The sequence below is a fragment of the Maribacter sp. HS genome (assembly GCF_048059195.1).
GTDB classification, from domain to species: Bacteria; Bacteroidota; Bacteroidia; order Flavobacteriales; family Flavobacteriaceae; genus Maribacter; species Maribacter dokdonensis.
Genome location: NZ_JAYLVV010000003.1, coordinates 132,635 through 150,545, shown reverse-complemented (window position 1 = coordinate 150,545; position 17,911 = coordinate 132,635). Strand labels below are relative to the sequence as shown.

Annotated in this window: 13 protein-coding genes; 12 read left to right on the top strand and 1 reads right to left on the bottom strand. The window is 35.9% G+C overall.

The window, feature by feature from the left end; genetic code table 11:
• The first annotated feature begins 57 nt into the window (after positions 1 to 57).
• The 6 genes from VBZ51_RS05775 to VBZ51_RS05750 all read left to right on the top strand — a co-directional run bounded on the left by VBZ51_RS05775 (position 58) and on the right by VBZ51_RS05750 (position 7,153).
• Entirely contained in the window at positions 58 to 1,215 is a 1,158-nt protein-coding gene (locus VBZ51_RS05775) for a formimidoylglutamase (protein WP_058105073.1), read from the top strand.
• A 122-nt stretch (positions 1,216 to 1,337) separates the two neighbouring features.
• Entirely contained in the window at positions 1,338 to 2,702 is a 1,365-nt protein-coding gene (gldK, locus tag VBZ51_RS05770; protein WP_058105074.1) for a gliding motility lipoprotein GldK, read from the top strand.
• Positions 2,703 to 2,787: 85 nt separating this feature from the next.
• Complete coding sequence (gene gldL / locus VBZ51_RS05765) at positions 2,788 to 3,444, top strand: gliding motility protein GldL (protein ID WP_058105075.1); 657 nt, start codon at positions 2,788 to 2,790, stop codon at positions 3,442 to 3,444.
• Between the two features lie 56 nt (positions 3,445 to 3,500).
• Positions 3,501 to 5,060, top strand: a complete 1,560-nt coding sequence (gene gldM / locus VBZ51_RS05760) for a gliding motility protein GldM (protein WP_058105076.1) — start codon at positions 3,501 to 3,503, stop codon at positions 5,058 to 5,060.
• A 64-nt stretch (positions 5,061 to 5,124) separates the two neighbouring features.
• Positions 5,125 to 6,012 (top strand): gliding motility protein GldN, encoded by an 888-nt coding sequence (gldN, locus tag VBZ51_RS05755; protein ID WP_058105077.1) that lies wholly within the window; start codon positions 5,125 to 5,127, stop codon positions 6,010 to 6,012.
• Between the two features lie 97 nt (positions 6,013 to 6,109).
• The gene (locus VBZ51_RS05750) at positions 6,110 to 7,153 is read left to right on the top strand and encodes an NAD(P)/FAD-dependent oxidoreductase (protein WP_416576346.1); all 1,044 of its coding nucleotides are present in this window, start codon (positions 6,110 to 6,112) and stop codon (positions 7,151 to 7,153) included.
• Here the strand turns inward: VBZ51_RS05750 and VBZ51_RS05745 are convergent.
• Entirely contained in the window at positions 7,143 to 7,538 is a 396-nt protein-coding gene (locus tag VBZ51_RS05745) for a DUF983 domain-containing protein (protein WP_416576345.1), read from the bottom strand. The genes VBZ51_RS05750 and VBZ51_RS05745 overlap by 11 nt on opposite strands.
• 135 nt (positions 7,539 to 7,673) lie before the next feature.
• On the opposite strand from VBZ51_RS05745, the gene VBZ51_RS05740 reads away from it, so the two are divergent.
• The 6 genes from VBZ51_RS05740 (at position 7,674) to VBZ51_RS05715 (ending at position 17,902) form a co-directional block, all read left to right on the top strand.
• The gene (locus VBZ51_RS05740; RefSeq protein ID WP_071340378.1) at positions 7,674 to 9,584 is read left to right on the top strand and encodes an ABC-F family ATP-binding cassette domain-containing protein; all 1,911 of its coding nucleotides are present in this window, start codon (positions 7,674 to 7,676) and stop codon (positions 9,582 to 9,584) included.
• A 161-nt stretch (positions 9,585 to 9,745) separates the two neighbouring features.
• A complete protein-coding gene (locus VBZ51_RS05735; protein ID WP_074670020.1) occupies positions 9,746 to 10,621 on the top strand; it encodes a leucine-rich repeat domain-containing protein in 876 nt (291 codons plus the stop codon).
• 211 nt (positions 10,622 to 10,832) lie between these two features.
• The gene (locus VBZ51_RS05730) at positions 10,833 to 11,717 is read left to right on the top strand and encodes a hypothetical protein (protein WP_416576344.1); all 885 of its coding nucleotides are present in this window, start codon (positions 10,833 to 10,835) and stop codon (positions 11,715 to 11,717) included.
• A gap of 430 nt (positions 11,718 to 12,147) precedes the next feature.
• Positions 12,148 to 13,278 (top strand): efflux RND transporter periplasmic adaptor subunit, encoded by a 1,131-nt coding sequence (locus VBZ51_RS05725; protein WP_074670018.1) that lies wholly within the window; start codon positions 12,148 to 12,150, stop codon positions 13,276 to 13,278.
• On the top strand, positions 13,278 to 16,538 hold the full coding sequence (locus VBZ51_RS05720; protein WP_416576343.1) for an efflux RND transporter permease subunit: 3,261 nt from the start codon (positions 13,278 to 13,280) through the stop codon (positions 16,536 to 16,538). Before VBZ51_RS05725 ends, VBZ51_RS05720 begins: the two co-directional genes overlap by 1 nt.
• The gene (locus VBZ51_RS05715; RefSeq protein WP_416576342.1) at positions 16,538 to 17,902 is read left to right on the top strand and encodes a TolC family protein; all 1,365 of its coding nucleotides are present in this window, start codon (positions 16,538 to 16,540) and stop codon (positions 17,900 to 17,902) included. The genes VBZ51_RS05720 and VBZ51_RS05715 overlap by 1 nt, the downstream gene beginning before the upstream one ends.
• Positions 17,903 to 17,911 lie beyond the last annotated feature (9 nt).

The following is a 17,911-nucleotide window of genomic DNA, read 5'->3' as shown; positions in this document are numbered from 1 at the left end:
TATTTTTAAGTCTTTATAAGAGTGTAGTATTTTTATGATTTCTAAACCTATTCAATAATGGCCTTTGATTTTTTAGTTCCGGTATCGGACAAAGTTTTAGCCCATAATGAGTTATTGCCAAGTCAATCTATTGGTAAAAACACCTATATACATACTGAAAAGGATGGTTTGCCGGTATTGGCAAATGCCACAGTAGCCATTTTAGGGGTAAGGGAGTCTAGAAATGCATATGAGAAAAAACACGAAAAGCTAGATGTTTCCGCTATACGATTACAGTTCTACAAACTTTTAATAGGAAATTGGAACGCAACTATTGTAGATCTGGGGGATATAGAAGAAGGCGCAACTGTAGAGGATACTTATTTTGTGGTAAAAGAAGTAGTTGCCGGTTTACTTGAAGAAGATATCATTCCTATCATTTTAGGAGCTACACAAGATATTACATATCCTGCATACAGGGCTTTTGATGGTATTAGGGATATGATCAACCTGGTAGCTATTGATAGCAGGTTCGATTTTGGTATAGAAGATGAGCTTATATCTTCGCATTCCTACATGAGTAAAATCATTACAGACAAACCTAATAACCTTTTCAATTTTTCAAATATTGGTTATCAAAGTTATTTTAATGCCCAGGAAGAAATAGATCTTATGGAGCGTTTATTTTTTGATGCCTATAGACTTGGTGAGGTTGCAAATGATATTTCTTTGGCAGAGCCTGTGCTAAGAAATGCGCACATGGTAAGTTTAGACTTGCGATCTGTAAAAGCAAGTGAAATTTCTATGTCGGCAAATTTCTCTCCTAACGGATTTAATGGTAGAGAAATATGTGCAATATCCAGATATGCCGGTATCAGTGATAAAGTGTCTGTTTTTGGATTGTACGAAATGGAGAATACCGTACAATCACAACAGCTAATAGCACAAATAATATGGTACTTTATAGAAGGTATCAATTTTAGGATTAAAGAATCTCCATACACCAAAACAGATGATTTTGTTAAGTATAACGTACCTAGCGAAGATGAAGAATTGGTGTTCTACAAAAGCTTATTAACAGAAAGATGGTGGACAGAAGTGCCATCTATTTTTACTTCACATACTAAAGCCAATACACCTGCGTTATTACCTTGCACCGAGAAGGATTATGTAGACGCATGTAATCAACAGATTCCTGAAAGGTGGTTCAAGGCCTATAAGAAAGGCTTTAATTAACATAATTTTTTTTAAAGCATTAAAAGACTTTAATACAATATTTTATATAAAACCTAGTTTTAGTTGTTAGAATAAATTATTGTATTCTGAGTTTAAACCATAATCGAAATTTAACCTAAAGTATGAAGAAGCTATTGTTATCCTCTATAGCGTTTGTTTTTTTACTCACAAGTTGTGGGTCTAAACAGAAAGGTGAGCTAACCGGAGTCCAGGGAAAAAAGTGGTATCCAGAAAAACCATATGGAATGGAACTTATCCCAAGGGGTTCTTTTATCATGGGTAAGAGTGAGGAAGACCAAGGAAAATTATTGAATGCACCAACTAAGACAGTTACGGTACGTTCTTTTTACATGGATGATACTGAAATTACCAATAGTGAGTATCGTCAGTTTGTAGAATGGGTAAAAGATTCTATTGTTAGAACCAAGTTGGCCATTTTAGCAGATGAATTAGGTATTGGTCCAGAAGAAGGTGGTATTGGTGATTATGCATTTAAAGATGCAGATACAACAAGAGCATCTGTATATGATAAATATATGTTGGATAATTACTCCGGTATGGGCGAAACAGGATACGAAGGTAGAGCGTTGAGCAAAGATGAAGACCTAGTGTGGGATACATCGGACTATCCAGATGAGTATTATACCGAAATTATGGATTCTATCTATTTATCTGAAGAAGAATCTTATAATGGTCAACGTACTATTGACGTTAAGCAATTAAAATATAAGTACAGCTGGATGGATATTGAAGCTGCGGCAAGAGCATCTGTAAAAGGAAATACTAGCCGTAAAGACTTTATCAGAACAGAAGAGGTGGAAATTTATCCGGATACTACGGTATGGATCAGAGATTTCTCATACTCGTACAATGAGCCTATGCACAATGATTATTTCTGGCATGATGCGTATAGCGAATATCCTGTAGTAGGTATTAGCTGGCAACAGGCAAAAGCATTCTGTAATTGGAGAACCAAGTTCAAGAATGATGATAATAAGAGTCGTGGAAAGCAGTTCGTAAACCAATTTAGACTTCCAACAGAGGCAGAATGGGAATATGCGGCAAGAGGTGGTATCGAAGGTGGTACTTATCCTTGGGGTGGACCATACGTTATTAGTGATACAGGTTGTTTTATGGCAAACTTTAAACCACAACGTGGAGATTATGCAGCAGATGCCGCTTTATATACGGTAGAAGCTAAATCTTACGAGCCAAATGATTATAACATGTATAATATGGCCGGTAATGTATCTGAGTGGACAAACTCTAGCTACGATCCAAGTGCTTACGATTATGTTTCAACAATGAACCCTAACGGAGGTGATCAATCTAACACAAGAAAAGTTATTAGAGGAGGTTCTTGGAAAGATGTAGCATACTTTTTACAAGTAAGTACAAGAGACTTTGAGTATGCAGATTCAGCTCGTAGTTACATAGGTTTCAGAACGGTACAAGATTATATGGGTGAGGAAGACTCAACACAATAAATAATAATATTAACAGTTTTATAATAAATTCAAATTCATTTTTTAACCAAATCTTTTTTATTAAACCTTAAATTAAATTAAAATCATGGCACAGTCAAAATCCACAAAAAAATTATTTAACATGGCCTACGGCCTTGGAGCATCAGTTGTAATTATCGGTGCATTATTTAAAATTCTTCACTGGGAGTTAGGACCTTTAAATGGTGGTATTCTTCTAGCGATAGGTCTTATAACAGAAGCACTTATTTTTGCGATCAGTGCATTTGAACCAGTAGATGACGATTTAGATTGGTCATTGGTATACCCAGAATTAGCTGGTGGTGAGAGTAAAGCTCCTAAGAAAGCACAAGCTGCTACAGAAGTAAAAGAAGCAGAGGCATCTTTATCTAAGAAATTGGATGACTTATTAAAAGAAGCTGGTGTAGATGCAAATCTTATGGAAAGCTTAGGTACTAGCATCAAGAACTTTGAAGGTGCTGCTAAAGGTATCGCTCCAACTGTTGATGCAATGGAGTCTACTAAGAAATATTCAAGCGAAATGGTTCAGGCTGCAGCTCAAATGGAGTCTTTGAACAGTCTTTATAAAGTACAATTGGAAAGTGCTAGCAAACAAGCTTCAGTTAATGAAGAGGTTGTTCAAAATGCAAGTGCACTTAAAGATCAAATGGCATCTTTGTCTACAAACCTTTCTTCATTGAATGGTGTATATGGAGGTATGTTATCTGCAATGAGCAAAAACTAATTTGGATTTTTACCGACCCGAATCAATTATTAATTAAAAATCTAAATTAAAAATCCATGGCAGGAGGAAAACAATCACCACGTCAGAAGATGGTCAACTTAATGTATTTGATCTTCATCGCAATGTTGGCGTTAAACATGAGTAAAGAGGTGCTAGCGGCATTCGGTATTATGAATGAAAAGCTAGAGACTTCTAACGAAAAGACAACAGCAAGTAACAATGCGTTCTTGGAAAGTCTTGGAACTAAAGCATCTGAAGATGCTGCAAAGTATGACAAGTTATATCAAAATGCTCAGCAGATCAAAGCAATGTCTCAAGAGTATTATGATTATTTGGAAGGACTTAAAAAAGGTATGATGGAAGGGATCGAAGATCCTAAAGATTATGCTCGTATGGATATGTCCGATTACTTAGACCAGAAATTATTTCAAGGTGAAAATTTATCGGAAGACGGTAAGAAGTTCATGAGTAACCTTACAGGTTATAGAGATCAAGTTGCTGCAATAGTACCAGCTGCTTTAAAGCAATCTGTTATCGATCGTTTCCAAACAGGAGATGAGAACGGTAAAGTTGAAAAAAGAGACGGTACAAAGCAAGATTGGATCAACTACCACTACGAAGGGTATCCTTTAGTAGCATCTTTGGCTAAATTAACACAGTTACAAGCTGATGTTAAGATAACTGAAGAGGCAGCTTTGAAATCTATGTTGGCAGGTGAGTTGACCGAGCAAGTTTCTTTAAAGAACTTTGCAACATCTCTTTCGGCTACTAAATCTGCATACTATGCAGGTGAAAAGTACGATGGTAAGATCATTATCAGCAAAACTGATAATTCTTCTACTCCAGTAAGAGCTGAGTTGACTTTAGACGGAAGAAAATTATCTGAAGGTTCTGATTATAAATTAGAGGCAGGTGGTGTTAAAATGTTGATTGGTTCTGGTTCTGCCGGTGATCATGAAGTAAAAGGTACGATCTACTTTAAGCAAGACGGTGAAGAAATTCCTGTTGAGGTTAATAACTCTTTCGCAACGATTTCTAAGCCAAATGCTGCTTTGATCGCTGCAGATAAAATGAATGTTGTTTATAGAGGTGTTGCTAACCCAATGTCTATCTCTATACCAGGTATACCTAACAATAAGGTTAGAGCATCTGCTCCAGGTCTTAAAGCGGTAAGTGGTAGTAAGTATGTAATGACACCAGGTACTGGTAGAAATGTTACTATTACAGCTTCAGGTACATTGCCAGATGGTCAGTCTGTATCTTCTAAGTCAGAATTCAGAATTAAGGATATTCCAAGACCGGAAGGTAGCATAAGCAAGCAAACTGGTAGTCTTAAACTTCCAAAGAGAAATGTTGAGATCGCTACTATAGGTGCTGGTTTAGAAGACTTCGATTTTGATTTGAACTTAGCGGTAAGCGGTTTCAAATTCAAAGTACCAGGTCAGCCAACCGTTTCTGTTAGAGGAAACAAAATGAATGCTAAGGCTAAACAAGCTTTATCACGTGCTAAAAGAGGAGATGTTGTACAAATATTCGATATCGAAGCTTATATCACAAACAATAAGAGTTACAAGTTAAAGAAAGTATCTCCAGTAGTAGTGGAGATTACAAACTAAATAAATGGAATGATACCGGGTAAGCCCTATGGTCTTGCCCGGTTAATTTTAAAGTGAAACAAACATGAATTGGAAAAATGTTTTAGTAATGGGAGCGGTAACAATGTTACCTTTATCAATGATGGCCCAGGCAAATGTATTGAACGCAAAGAAACCTAGTGAGGTTGGTATTCGTACAGAAGCTCAAAAGGCTGTGGATAATGATGCTCCATTAGAATATGGTTATGTAGATGATAGGGATATACTTTGGTCTAAAACCTTATGGGAGACCATAGATTTAGATGAGAGAGTAAACTTCCCATTATACTACCCAACAGATACTATGGATATTGGACCAGATAGAAGGTCGTTATACCACGTACTGGTTAAAAATTTAAAAAGTGGAAAATTAGATACTTATACAGATTCTTATTTTACACAAAAAAGAACTTATGCAGATTTAAAAGATGCCTTGCAAATGGTTGATACCCTAGATTATGGGTATGAGCAAATGAATGCAGGTGAAGCTGTTTCTGAAGAGTATATTACTCGTAGAACTATTTCTGCAGCGGATATTGAAGAATATCATATAAAGGGAATTTGGTATTTTGATAAAAGACAAGGAGAGTTAAAGTACCGTCTTTTAGGTATTGCTCCTGTTGCTCCGGATGTTAACTTTATGGACGACGAAAATCCAGATATGGTTGAGCTTTTTTGGGTATGGTACCCAGATGCGCGTGAAATGTTGCACGAGGCTAAACTATTTAACTCCCAGAATTCTGCACAACCCATATCATTTGACATGTTGTTGAATGCACGTAGGTTTGATGCTGTTATTTATAAAGAAGATAACGTTCAAGGAGATAGAAATATTGATGATTATATTTCTGATAATGCTTTGTTCCAATTGTTGGAAGCAAAAAGAATCAAAGAAACTATTAGAGATAAAGAACAAGACATGTGGGCTTACTAAGCTTGCTGAAAATCCAATTCACATAAAAAAGACCCGATCTGTAGATCGGGTCTTTTGTTTTATATACTGTTTCATACATTGTAAGTACATTTGTGGTATGGTAGATTATATGATTGTTGGTCTAGGTTTGGCAGGTACTGCCTTTTGTGAAAACCTGCGCAGAAATAATAAGACTTTCGTAGTGTTTAATGACCGTTCGCAAACATCTTCTAGGGTTGCAGGTGGTTTGTACAATCCTATAATTTTAAAAAGGTTTACACTCTCATGGCGGGCAGATGAGCAATTGCCTGTGGCTACCGAATTTTATAGCGGGTTAGAGCAATTTTTAAATGTAAGGTTTGATGAAAAATTAAATGTACTCCGAAAATTCGCTTCTATTGAAGAGCAAAATTTGTGGTTTGAAGCTGCCGATAAAAACAAGTTAAAGCCCTTTTTGGATGTTGCCTTGGCGCAAAACGATAATGCAGCCCTTAACATCCCTTTTCAATTTGGTAAAGTATTACAAACAGGTAAACTAGATACTAAATTCTTATTTGATAGTTATGAGAAATGGCTAAGTGAAAATGATAAAATTTTCGCACAGACATTTCATTATGAGCAATTGAAAATTGAAGAGGATTGTGTTGTATATCAAAATGTAAAAGCTAAAAACATTGTATTTACCGAAGGGTACGGTATGGTGTGCAATCCGTTTTTCAATTATTTGCCAATGCAGGGGTCTAAAGGAGAATATATTGTAATCAAGGCAAAAGATTTAAATGAGAGGAATATTATTAAATCATCTATTTTTTTAATTCCGCTTGGTGATAATCTATACAAAGTGGGTGCAACTTACAATAGAGAACAAAAAGACAATATTACTACAGAGAAAGCCAAGAATGAACTTATAGAAAAACTTAATGGCCTTTTAAAGTGTAATTATACCGTGGTTGATCATGTAGGAGGTATGAGACCTACGGTAAAAGATAGAAGACCATTGGTGGGGCAACATCCTAAACACAAAAACTTATGGGTGCTGAACGGTTTTGGATCTCATGGTATTACCATTGCACCGTGGGCGGCCAAATCTCTTTATGATCGTATTGAAACAAAAGCACCGCTATTGGCAGAAATGGACATAGCCCGGTTTACTAATGACTAGTGTTGTATAAAGTGGCCTTGGCATCATACTTCACGAACATATTGATCCAAATATTTCTAGAAATTCTCATGATTACAGGCATAAAAACGACCAGGGTTCCAATTATCGCAATAAAAGTGGTGATGAGGCCAGCTCCAAGAAAAAGATTGGCTATGACAAAAGCTGCAACGGCAAAAGCAATACCTACTGCATAACTAACATACATAGCGCCATAAAAGAAAGAAGGCTCAATTTTATATTTTAGGTCGCAATGACCACATCTTTCGTGCATTTCAAAAATTTTGCCCATATGATATGGGTTTTTGTCCACATACATACTTTCTTTATGGCATCTGGGGCAACTTCCTGTTAAAATACTGTAGAGTTTGTTTCCTTTTTTTAACATTTGCAAAACTTTATACTAAGGTACGATTTTAAGGCATTTTTCTTGTCTTATATCTATTTGAAGAAAAGATAATTAAGCATGTATGTATAGATAATTTTTATCTATATCCAAGGCTAACAAGAAGAATTAGAATTTATGTTAAACGTTCACAACCTATCTGTCTCTTTTGGAGGAGAATATCTATTTGAAGAAATTTCATTTCGCTTAAATGCCGGTAATAGAGTAGGATTAGTAGGTAAAAACGGTGCAGGTAAGTCAACCTTATTAAAACTGCTTAATAAGGATATGGCTTTGGATACCGGAGTAATTGCAGTTGAAAAAGACATAAAAATTGGTTTTTTAAGACAGGATATAGATTTTGTTCAAGGCAGGTCGGTTTTAGAAGAAGCTTATCAAGCTTTTGAAGAGATCAAAGCTCTAGAGTTAAAGTTAGATGAGATTAACCATCAATTGGCAGAGCGTACAGATTATGAATCAGAATCGTACAATCAATTAATAGTAGATTTAAGTGATATTACCCAACATTATGAAATTTTGGGAGGATATAACTACCAAGGGGAGACAGAAAAAATACTGCAAGGTTTAGGTTTCAAAAGAGAGGATTTTGATAAAAAGACCGAAACTTTTTCCGGTGGATGGCGAATGCGTATAGAACTTGCAAAACTACTGCTGCAAAGTAATGACGTGTTGCTCTTAGATGAGCCCACCAACCACCTGGATATAGAATCCATTATTTGGTTTGAGCAGTTTTTAAATAATTATACCGGTGCCGTTGTAATTGTTTCTCATGATAAAATGTTCTTGGATAATGTAACCAATAGAACCATAGAAATATCTTTAGGTCGCATATATGATTATAATAAGCCATACACCCAGTATTTGGTTTTAAGAAATGAGATCAAACAACAACAAATTAATGCACAAAAGAATCAAGAGAAAGAGATTCAGCAAGCAGAGCGTTTAATAGAGAAGTTTAGGGCAAAATCTACCAAGGCTTCTATGGCACAATCTTTAATAAAGAAGCTTGATAAAATTGAACGTATTGAAGTTGATGAAGATGACAACAGTGTAATGAGTCTGCGTTTTCCTGTATCCGTCACCCCTGGCAAAGTAGTGGTTGAGATAGAGGAGCTTTCTAAGTCTTACGGCAAAAATTTGGTGTTAAACGATATTAATTTGCTCATTGAACGTGACAGCAAAACGGCTTTTGTTGGGCAGAACGGACAAGGAAAATCTACCCTGGCTAAAATTATAGTTGGAGATTTGGAACATGAGGGGCACTTAAAACTGGGACATAACGTGCAAATAGGCTATTTTGCTCAGAACCAGGCAGAGTATTTAGATGGTAATAAGACCATACTTGATACCATGATAGATGCCGCCAATGAAAAGAATAGAAGTAAGGTTAGAGATATTTTAGGGTCATTTTTGTTTAGGGGAGATGAAGTTGATAAATACGTTAAAGTTTTGTCCGGTGGTGAGCGTAACCGTTTGGCTTTGGCAAAGATGTTATTGCAGCCATTTAACGTACTTGTAATGGATGAGCCTACCAATCACCTGGATATCAAATCTAAAAATGTACTAAAACAAGCCTGTTTAAATTTTGAAGGCACCTTAATTTTAGTTTCTCACGATAGAGACTTTTTACAAGGACTTACAAATAAAGTCTATGAGTTTAAAGACCAAAAGATTAGAGAATATTTGGGCGATGTAGATTTTTACTTAGAGCAACGCAAAGTAGAGGATTTTCGGGCAATTGAGAAAAAACAGACGGTAGTTACTGAAAAGGAGAAGCCAAAAGCATCCACATCATTTCAAGATCAGAAAAAAATTAAGAGTTTAAAAAATCAATTAAGCTCTGTAGAGAGTAAAATTGGTTCTTTGGAAAAGGAGATCAAAGAAATCGACCATAATTTATTGGTAGACTATGATGCTACTATAGCTGAGCCTAATTTCTTTGATGGATATCAAGCCAAAAAGAAGAAATTAGAGACGTTAATGCAAAAGTGGGAAACGTTAACTATTGATATTGAGGAATTAACATAATTCAGTTTTGTCTCACCACAGATTTTGATAGTTTCACCACAGATTTAGCTACTTTCACAACATAGCAGGGTAAATCAACGATAAAATTTCAGTTTTCAACGTTATTAGTTCAAATTTGTAGGATAATTCCTAGTTGAATACGTTTACCAAACCACCATCATATGAAAAAACTATACTATTTAAGTTTCAGCTTATTATTTCTGACAACAGTTTGTTTTGCAGAAGTATCTAAAAAAGAGAAAAAAGCATTAATTGATCTTTACGAAACTACCAATGGTAAGCATTGGGTAAAGAAATGGGATCTGAATGCACCAGTTTCTAAATGGCACGGGGTTAAGGTTGAAAATGACAAGGTAGTTGAAATCAACTTGTTTCATAATAATCTTATGGGTTCTTTATCCTCGCAGATAGGTGATCTTGAGAACCTAAGAGTATTGAACCTTGCATTTAATTCAATAACAGGTAAGTTACCGGTAGAAATTGAAAACCTATCCAATTTAAAAATATTAAAGTTAGAAATGAACAGGCTAAATGGTGAACTACCTGAAGGTATTGGTAGCTTGTTACAACTAGAGGAACTTTCTGCTTTCAATAATTTTTTCACAGGGGAGATTCCATCTACGGTTGGTAATTTAAAAGGATTAAAGGTGCTGAACCTTTCTAGTAATGAATTCATTGGTGATATACCAAGTTCATTGGGTGCATTATCTCAATTAGAGACTTTGGGTCTTTTTGAAAATAGATTAGAAGGTGCTATTCCAAGAGATATGGGTAACCTTAGTAATTTAAAGGAATTGGTATTGGCGAACAATAGACTTATAGGTGATATTCCCAACGAGTTTTCACAATTGGCTAGCCTAGAGGTATTTCAGATTCAGAACAACAATTTTAGTTCTTTTAAAGCTTTAGAGCTTTTGGAAACTAAAGAATATTTGGTTTTTGATTACGATAAAGAAGACGAAAAAATAGAATTTAAGGATATAAACTTCAGTAGAACCAGAATGGCGGATACGAAGTTTGAGGATATAGAAGAGTAAGAGTAGTTTACACTTTTAGTTAGTTTGGTGAAAGAAAGAGATGTTGAACAGCATCTCTTTCTTGTTTTTGTACCATAAAGGTTCAGCTATATATCATAAATGTATTTTTTGCACGTTATAATAAAAGTACTTTTTACACTAAAGTAGGTTTATACTTGTTTAAGCTGTGAAAAGTGTATTTAAAAAGCCCCCAAACCTTAATATTTTCAGTATGAAAAATGTTATTAATTTTACCTGCATAGTGCTTTTCATGACCTGTAGTTATTTGGTCAATGCACAAATACCTGAAAAGGAGAAACAATATTTAATAGATTTCAATAAGAGCACCGTTGGTGAACAGTGGCAGCGTAAATGGGATTTGAAGTCCGATCCAGCTACTTGGCATGGAGTTGAGGTTGCAAACGGTCATGTTGTTGGTTTAAAATTATATCGCAACAATTTAACAGGTGCTATTCCTGATGGTATTTCTGCGCTTTCTCATTTAAAATCATTGAACCTTGCTTTTAACGTGATTGAAGGTGAACTGCCTAAAGATTTGTTTAGTTTGCAAAAATTGTCCTCGTTGCGTTTAGAAATGAACAAGATATCAGGGACTTTGCCCCAAGATTTTTCAAAAATGGCAGCATTGGAAGAACTTTCTATGTTCAATAATTTATTTCAAGGTGAAATTCCTGATGGTATCGGTGAAATTTCTAATCTTAAGATTTTGAATCTTTCCAGTAATTATTTGGAGGGAAGTTTGCCCAAGTCGCTTGAAAAACTTGAAAAATTAGAGCGTTTAGAGTTATTTGGAAATAAGTTGGCAGGAGCAATTGAAGTAGATTTAGGACGTTTGGTGAACTTAAGGGAAATAATTCTTTCTTATAATAAATTTGAAGGCGATTTGCCAAGTGGTATGGCAACATTGAGTAACCTGGAATTTGTACAATTGCAAGGCAATGATTTTAGATCTCTAAACTCATTGTTAAGAATGCAAAGTACTAAACTTGCCGTGTTTGATAGTGATGACGAATTTTTGAATTTAAAATTTGGTACGGGCGAAATAAATAGAACACGTATAGTAGATACCAAATATGAAGATGCAAAGCGAAATTAAATAGCTTAAAAATACTAAGGGAAAGGGATGCGAGAGCATCCCTTTTTTGTTTTATACCTACAGTAAAGTCAATATTTTTTATGATTACTTTAACCATAAAGGCTTTCAATGCCAGAAGTGTTTTTTTGTAGTTTCGCCGATGATTATATGATTTCCAAAAAATTCTAGTTAAAGTCTATTTAAAAAAGCTATTCTGTTTTAACAATATTTTGATGATTACCCTATAAGGTAAAGACATTTTACTCGTTGATAGTAAGTGCTTTTTTTAAAAACTTTTGTACACAACGGCATGTTGTTTTAAGCTGAGATTGTTTCAAAGTCGTTTCACTCTTGAATTTGGTCGTTTCATTTAATCATCATCATCCTAAGGGATATTAAAAAGTACTTTTGATCCTGTGTTTTTTGAAATACGCTTATAAATTATAATAAAATGCGAAAAATTATTTTTACCGTTCTAGGTATTTTACTAATTGTAGTATCCTTTTTTTTAGCGGGTTATATTATTGATAGTAAGAAAACATTCAAACCCAAATCTGAGAAAGTAGTAAAAACAGTATTTACCGAGGTCGTTGAAAATGGTACGGTACCAATTATAGTATCGGCAAATGGTAATTTAACCGCTAAACAACGCGTAGAGCTATATGCGGAGGTTCAAGGAGTCTTCAAAAAGGGGAGCAAATTGTTTAAAGAAGGTCAGTCTTTTCGTAAAGGTGAGACCATTATAAATATAGATGCAGATGAATACGCGGCAAGTGTGCAGTCTGCCAAAAGTAATCTCTTCAATCAATTAACGGCGGTAATGCCAGATTTACGTTTAGATTACCCGGACATTTACTCAAAGTGGCAAGACTATCTTACCAATTTTGATATGTCTAAAAGTACTCCGGCGTTACCGGAAATGGCTACTGAAAAAGAAAAGTTCTTCATCTCTGGGAGAGGTATTTTAACCAGCTATTATAATGTTAAGAATTTAGAACAAAGATTATCCAAATACCGTATTGTAGCACCATTTTCCGGAGTACTGACAGAGACTTTGGTTACAGAAGGTACTTTGGTGAGATCAGGTCAAAAACTAGGGGAGTTCATTAATACCGAAGTTTATGAATTGGAAGTTGCCATAAGTAAAAGATATACGGATCTATTGAAAGTGGGTGAATCGGTAGAACTAACAAATTTGGATGATAACAGCACATATAAGGGCAAGGTTACTAGAATCAATGGAAGTATTGATCAAGCGACACAAACCGTAAATGCATATATAGAGGTAGAAGATAAGAATCTAAGGGAAGGAATGTACTTAGAGGCTGATCTTGATGCTAAAAAAGAGGAGAATGCTATTGAGGTAGATAGAGGTCTATTATTGGAAGATAACAAGATTTTTGTAGTAAGGGATTCTATACTTGACGTCATAGATGTAGAGCCCGTTTATTTTTCAGATAAGCGTGTAGTTCTTAAGAATGTCCCCAATGGTGTTACTATAGTGTCAAAGCCAATAAGCGGAGCTTATACCGGTATGGCAGTTAAAATTTATGCTGAACAACCAGAAAATACTAAAGGATAATGCGTAAACTGATTGAATATTTTATTCGGTATCATGTTGCCGTAAATGTCGTAGTAATATCCTTTGCCCTATTTGGTATAGTTGGTGCAAAGGCATTAAAATCTTCTTACTTTCCACTGACGGATTCTAAGAATATTTCCATCACCATTACCTATCCAGGTGCTTCGCCACAAGAGGTGGAAGAAGGTATTGTTCTAAAGATAGAAGATAACCTAAAAGGACTTGAAGGCGTTGATCGTGTAACCTCTACCTCAAGAGAAAATAGTGGTACGATCAATGTGGAGATCGAAAAAGGGGAAAATATAGATTTCATGCTGTTGGAGGTCAAGAATGCTGTAGATAGGGTGCCTACCTTTCCAACTGGTATGGAGCCTTTGATCGTTTCTAAGTTAGAGACCGTTCGCCAAACCATATCATTTGCAATAAGTGGAGATAATATTCCGTTGGCAACATTAAAAAGTGTAGGTAGGGAAATTGAGAATGACCTACGTGCAATGGACGGTATATCTCAAATAGAGATCTCTGGTTTTCCAGATGAGGAAATTGAAATAGCCGTGAACGAGAATGACCTTTTGGCATACGGACTTTCATTTACAGAAGTTGCAAGTGCAGTCGGTAATGCCAATATACTTGTAACCGGTGGTAATATTAAGACCGATGCTGAAGAGTATTTAATACGTGCCAATAACCGTTCGTATTATGGTAGTGAGTTAAATAACCTTGTGGTTAGGGCAGATCAATCAGGTAACGTAATTCGTTTAAAAGACGTGGCCGTAGTAAGGGATCGCTTTGCGGAAACTCCAAATGCAAGTTACTTCAATGGCAATTTATCTGTCAGTGTCTCTATTACAAGTACCAATAATGAAGATCTTATTGTAGCTGCCGATCAGGTGAATGAGTATGTTAATGTATTCAATGAAAAGTACAATAACATTAAATTGGATGTTGTTTCCGATCAATCTATCACACTTAATCAAAGAACGCAACTATTAACCGAAAATGCCATTATGGGTATGGTATTGGTGTTGATATTCCTATCACTTTTCTTGAATACAAGATTGGCGTTCTGGGTAGCCTTTGGTTTACCGGTAGCGTTTTTGGGAATGTTTGTATTTGCGGGCTTCTTTGATGTCACCATTAATGTACTATCATTATTTGGTATGATTATCGTAATTGGTATTCTGGTAGATGATGGTATTGTAATTGCAGAGAACATCTATCAGCATTATGAAAAGGGTAAATCTCCTGTTCAGGCAGCTGTAGACGGTACTATGGAGGTATTACCTCCAATTATTTCCGCTATTATAACCACTATTTTGGCATTTTCTATTTTCTTATTTTTAGATAGTAGAATTGGGGAATTCTTTGGTGAAGTATCCGTAATCGTTATTTTAACATTGGTGGTGTCATTGGTAGAGGCATTGGTCATATTACCTGCTCACTTGGCACATTCAAAAGCATTACAGCCTATAGATACCAAGCCAAAAAGCGGATTCGCAAATGCATTTGCCAAACTTAGGGTAATCAATGAGTTTGGAGATAGATTAATGGTATGGATGCGTGATAATCTTTATACTCCCGTATTGAGATTTTCAATGAATCATAAAATATTTATGTTCGCCGTTTTCGCTTCCGCATTCATATTAACGTTAGGTTCTGTTGGTGGTGGTATTATTAGAACGGCTTTCTTTCCAAGAATTGCCAGTGACCGTGTGGGTATAGAATTAGAAATGCCAAACGGAACCAATGAGAAAATAACAGATTCTATTATTTCATTTATAGAGGAGAAAGCAATCATAGTAAATCAAGAACTGTCCGATAAATATTTTCCTGAAGGTGATAAAATGGTTTTTGAAAATATGATCAGAAGATTAGGACCGGGGTCTTCATCTGCGGTTTTGACCATTAACCTATTACCAGGCGAAGAAAGACCTAATGAGATTTCTGCGGATATGGTTACCCGTAGATTGGAAGAATTGGTAGGTCCGGTTTTAGGAGTAGAAAGTTTGATCTATGGTTCTGGTGGTAATTTTGGAGGATCGCCTGTATCGGTATCCTTATTAGGGAATAATATAGAGCAATTAAAGGCTGCAAAGGTTGAGCTTAAAGAAATTCTTACTAAAAACCCAAGATTAAAGGATATTGCCGATAATGATCCTGCCGGTATTAAAGAAATCAGATTGACCTTAAAGGAAAATGCCTATTTACTTGGCTTGGATCTTCAAGCTTTAATGACCCAGGTTCGTGCCGGTTTCTTTGGTGTACAGGCACAACGTTTTCAAAGGTCGCAAGATGAGATTAGGGTTTGGGTGCGCTATGATAGAGAAGAGCGTTCTTCAATTTCCAATTTAGATGATATGAGAATTGTAACTCCGTCTGGTGAGCGTGTGCCATTAAGCGAGGTTGCAGATTATACTATTGTTCGTGGAGATGTAGCCATCAACCGTTTAGAAGGAAGGCGTGAAATTCAGGTATCCGCAGATATGAAAGATGTAAAGGATAGTCCTACGGAAATCATGACAGAGATTCAGAACGTACACATGCCGGAAATACAATCTAAATATCCAACGGTAAGTGCTTCTTATGAAGGGCAAAATAGAGAATTGGAGAAGTTGACAGGGTCTTTAAAACTGGTTGGTTTTACGGTAATCCTTTTAATATACATCACAATTGCATTTACGTTTAGAAGTTTCAGTCAGCCGTTAATGTTATTGTTATTGGTGCCATTTAGCTTTACCGCAGTTGCTTGGGGTCACTGGATTCATGATTTTCCTATAAACGTACTTTCTATATTGGGTATCATTGCATTGATCGGTATTATGGTTAATGATGGTTTGGTACTCATAGGTAAGTTCAATTCTAATTTAAGGGAAGGTATGTCTTTTGACAACGCCATTTTTGAAGCCGGTAAATCAAGATTTAGGGCAATTTTCTTAACATCGGTAACCACGATCGCCGGTTTAGCTCCATTAATGTTAGAGACCAGTAGACAGGCGCAATTCTTAAAGCCAATGGCAATTTCCATTGCTTATGGTATTGGTATTGCTACGGTGCTTACCTTATTGATGTTGCCATTGTTTTTATCGTTCAGTAACAACTTAAAAGCACAGAATCTATCTTTCGCTTCTGGTCATAAGATTACGAAAGAAGAGGTAGAAAGAGCGATCAAGGAAAGAAAGGAAGCTGCGCATTTAGAAGGTCATACGCAACATGCAATAGAAGATGGTGCACAAACACATAAGAATCTAGATAAGTTATAATGAGTAAAGTAAGATTCATCACATTATTGATATTTCTCCCTGTTTGTTCAATTTTTGCACAAGAGAAAACACTCTCAAAAGAAGAAGCTGTAGCTAAGGCATTGGAGAATAATTTTGGAATTGAGATTGCAAAAGGTCAGGTTGATATTGCCGAGAATAATGCTAGTGTGCTCAACTCCAGCTATTTGCCAACGTTAACGGGTACTGCCGCTGCTACATATAATAACAATAATACCACTACGGAATTCCCAGGGCAGTTCAATGATGATGGTAGTGCTAGAGATGATATTTCCATAGATGGTGCAGAGAGCCAAAGATACAGTGCGGCTTTAAACCTTAACTACACTTTGTTTGATGGTTTGGGTAGGTACTATAACTATAAAAGACTAAAAGAGCAGTATCAGCTAAGTACTTTACAGGCACGTGAGACTATTGAGAACACCATGATCCAAATGTTTACGGTCTATTTTGAAATTGCCCGTTTAACTGAAAATAGAAATGTACAAAAGCAAGCTTTGGAGATTTCTAGGGATAGGATCACAAGGTCGGAATATTCTTTTGAATACGGACAAAACACCAAATTGGATATTTTGAACGCACAGGTAGATATGACCAATGATAGTATTGCATTATTGAACACTGAGCAGCAATTGGCCAATGCAAAGCGCGATCTAAACGTAGTGTTGAATCAAGATTTAAGTTCACAGTATATGGTAGATACCACAGTGGTCTTTATACCTAAGTTTCAGATTGTGGAGTTTATGGATCAAGCCATAGCCAATAACGTGGCCGTACTACAGACAGAGACCAATTTGAACATTAATGCCTATGACATTAAAGTAAATAAGTCTGGGTATTTGCCTACTATTGGGTTAACGGGTTCTTACGGTTGGAACAGAAACCAGAATGCACCTTCTGCGTTTTTAACGGGAGCGGTTTTTCCGGGTACAAATTCTAACGTTGGTAATTATGCATTGGGTGCCAGTTTAACATGGAATCTTTTTGATGGCGGTAGTACAACGGTAAGCGTAAAAAATGCAAAAATTGCCTATGCCAATCAAGAACTGTTAAGAAAGCAGGTAGAGCTAGAGGTAAATCGTGATATGCAGAATGCCATGGCGTTATATGAGAATCTGCTGAAAATATATCAAATACAAGAACAGAACGTATTTACCAATGAGAATAACTTTGAACGTTCAAAAGAGCAGTTTCAGTTAGGTAGTATTACGTCCATAGAATTTAGACAGGCACAGATCAATTTATTGAATGCGCAGACCAATAAGAATTTGGCAAAATATGATGCTAAGCTGGCAGAACTACAATTGTTGCAGCTAACTGGGCAGTTATTGAATATAGAATTGTAAGGGGCAATT

Excerpts from the sequence above, each read along its gene's own strand:
- VBZ51_RS05775 (WP_058105073.1), top strand. The coding sequence starts at position 58 with ATGGCCTTTGATTTTTTAGTTCCGGTATCGGACAAAGTTTTAGCCCAT.
- gldK (WP_058105074.1), top strand. The coding sequence starts at position 1,338 with ATGAAGAAGCTATTGTTATCCTCTATAGCGTTTGTTTTTTTACTCACA.
- gldL (WP_058105075.1), top strand. The coding sequence starts at position 2,788 with ATGGCACAGTCAAAATCCACAAAAAAATTATTTAACATGGCCTACGGC.
- gldM (WP_058105076.1), top strand. The coding sequence starts at position 3,501 with ATGGCAGGAGGAAAACAATCACCACGTCAGAAGATGGTCAACTTAATG.
- gldN (WP_058105077.1), top strand. The coding sequence starts at position 5,125 with ATGAATTGGAAAAATGTTTTAGTAATGGGAGCGGTAACAATGTTACCT.
- VBZ51_RS05750 (WP_416576346.1), top strand. The coding sequence starts at position 6,110 with ATGGTAGATTATATGATTGTTGGTCTAGGTTTGGCAGGTACTGCCTTT.
- VBZ51_RS05745 (WP_416576345.1), bottom strand. The coding sequence starts at position 7,538 with ATGTTAAAAAAAGGAAACAAACTCTACAGTATTTTAACAGGAAGTTGC.
- VBZ51_RS05740 (WP_071340378.1), top strand. The coding sequence starts at position 7,674 with ATGTTAAACGTTCACAACCTATCTGTCTCTTTTGGAGGAGAATATCTA.
- VBZ51_RS05735 (WP_074670020.1), top strand. The coding sequence starts at position 9,746 with ATGAAAAAACTATACTATTTAAGTTTCAGCTTATTATTTCTGACAACA.
- VBZ51_RS05730 (WP_416576344.1), top strand. The coding sequence starts at position 10,833 with ATGAAAAATGTTATTAATTTTACCTGCATAGTGCTTTTCATGACCTGT.
- VBZ51_RS05725 (WP_074670018.1), top strand. The coding sequence starts at position 12,148 with ATGCGAAAAATTATTTTTACCGTTCTAGGTATTTTACTAATTGTAGTA.
- VBZ51_RS05720 (WP_416576343.1), top strand. The coding sequence starts at position 13,278 with ATGCGTAAACTGATTGAATATTTTATTCGGTATCATGTTGCCGTAAAT.
- VBZ51_RS05715 (WP_416576342.1), top strand. The coding sequence starts at position 16,538 with ATGAGTAAAGTAAGATTCATCACATTATTGATATTTCTCCCTGTTTGT.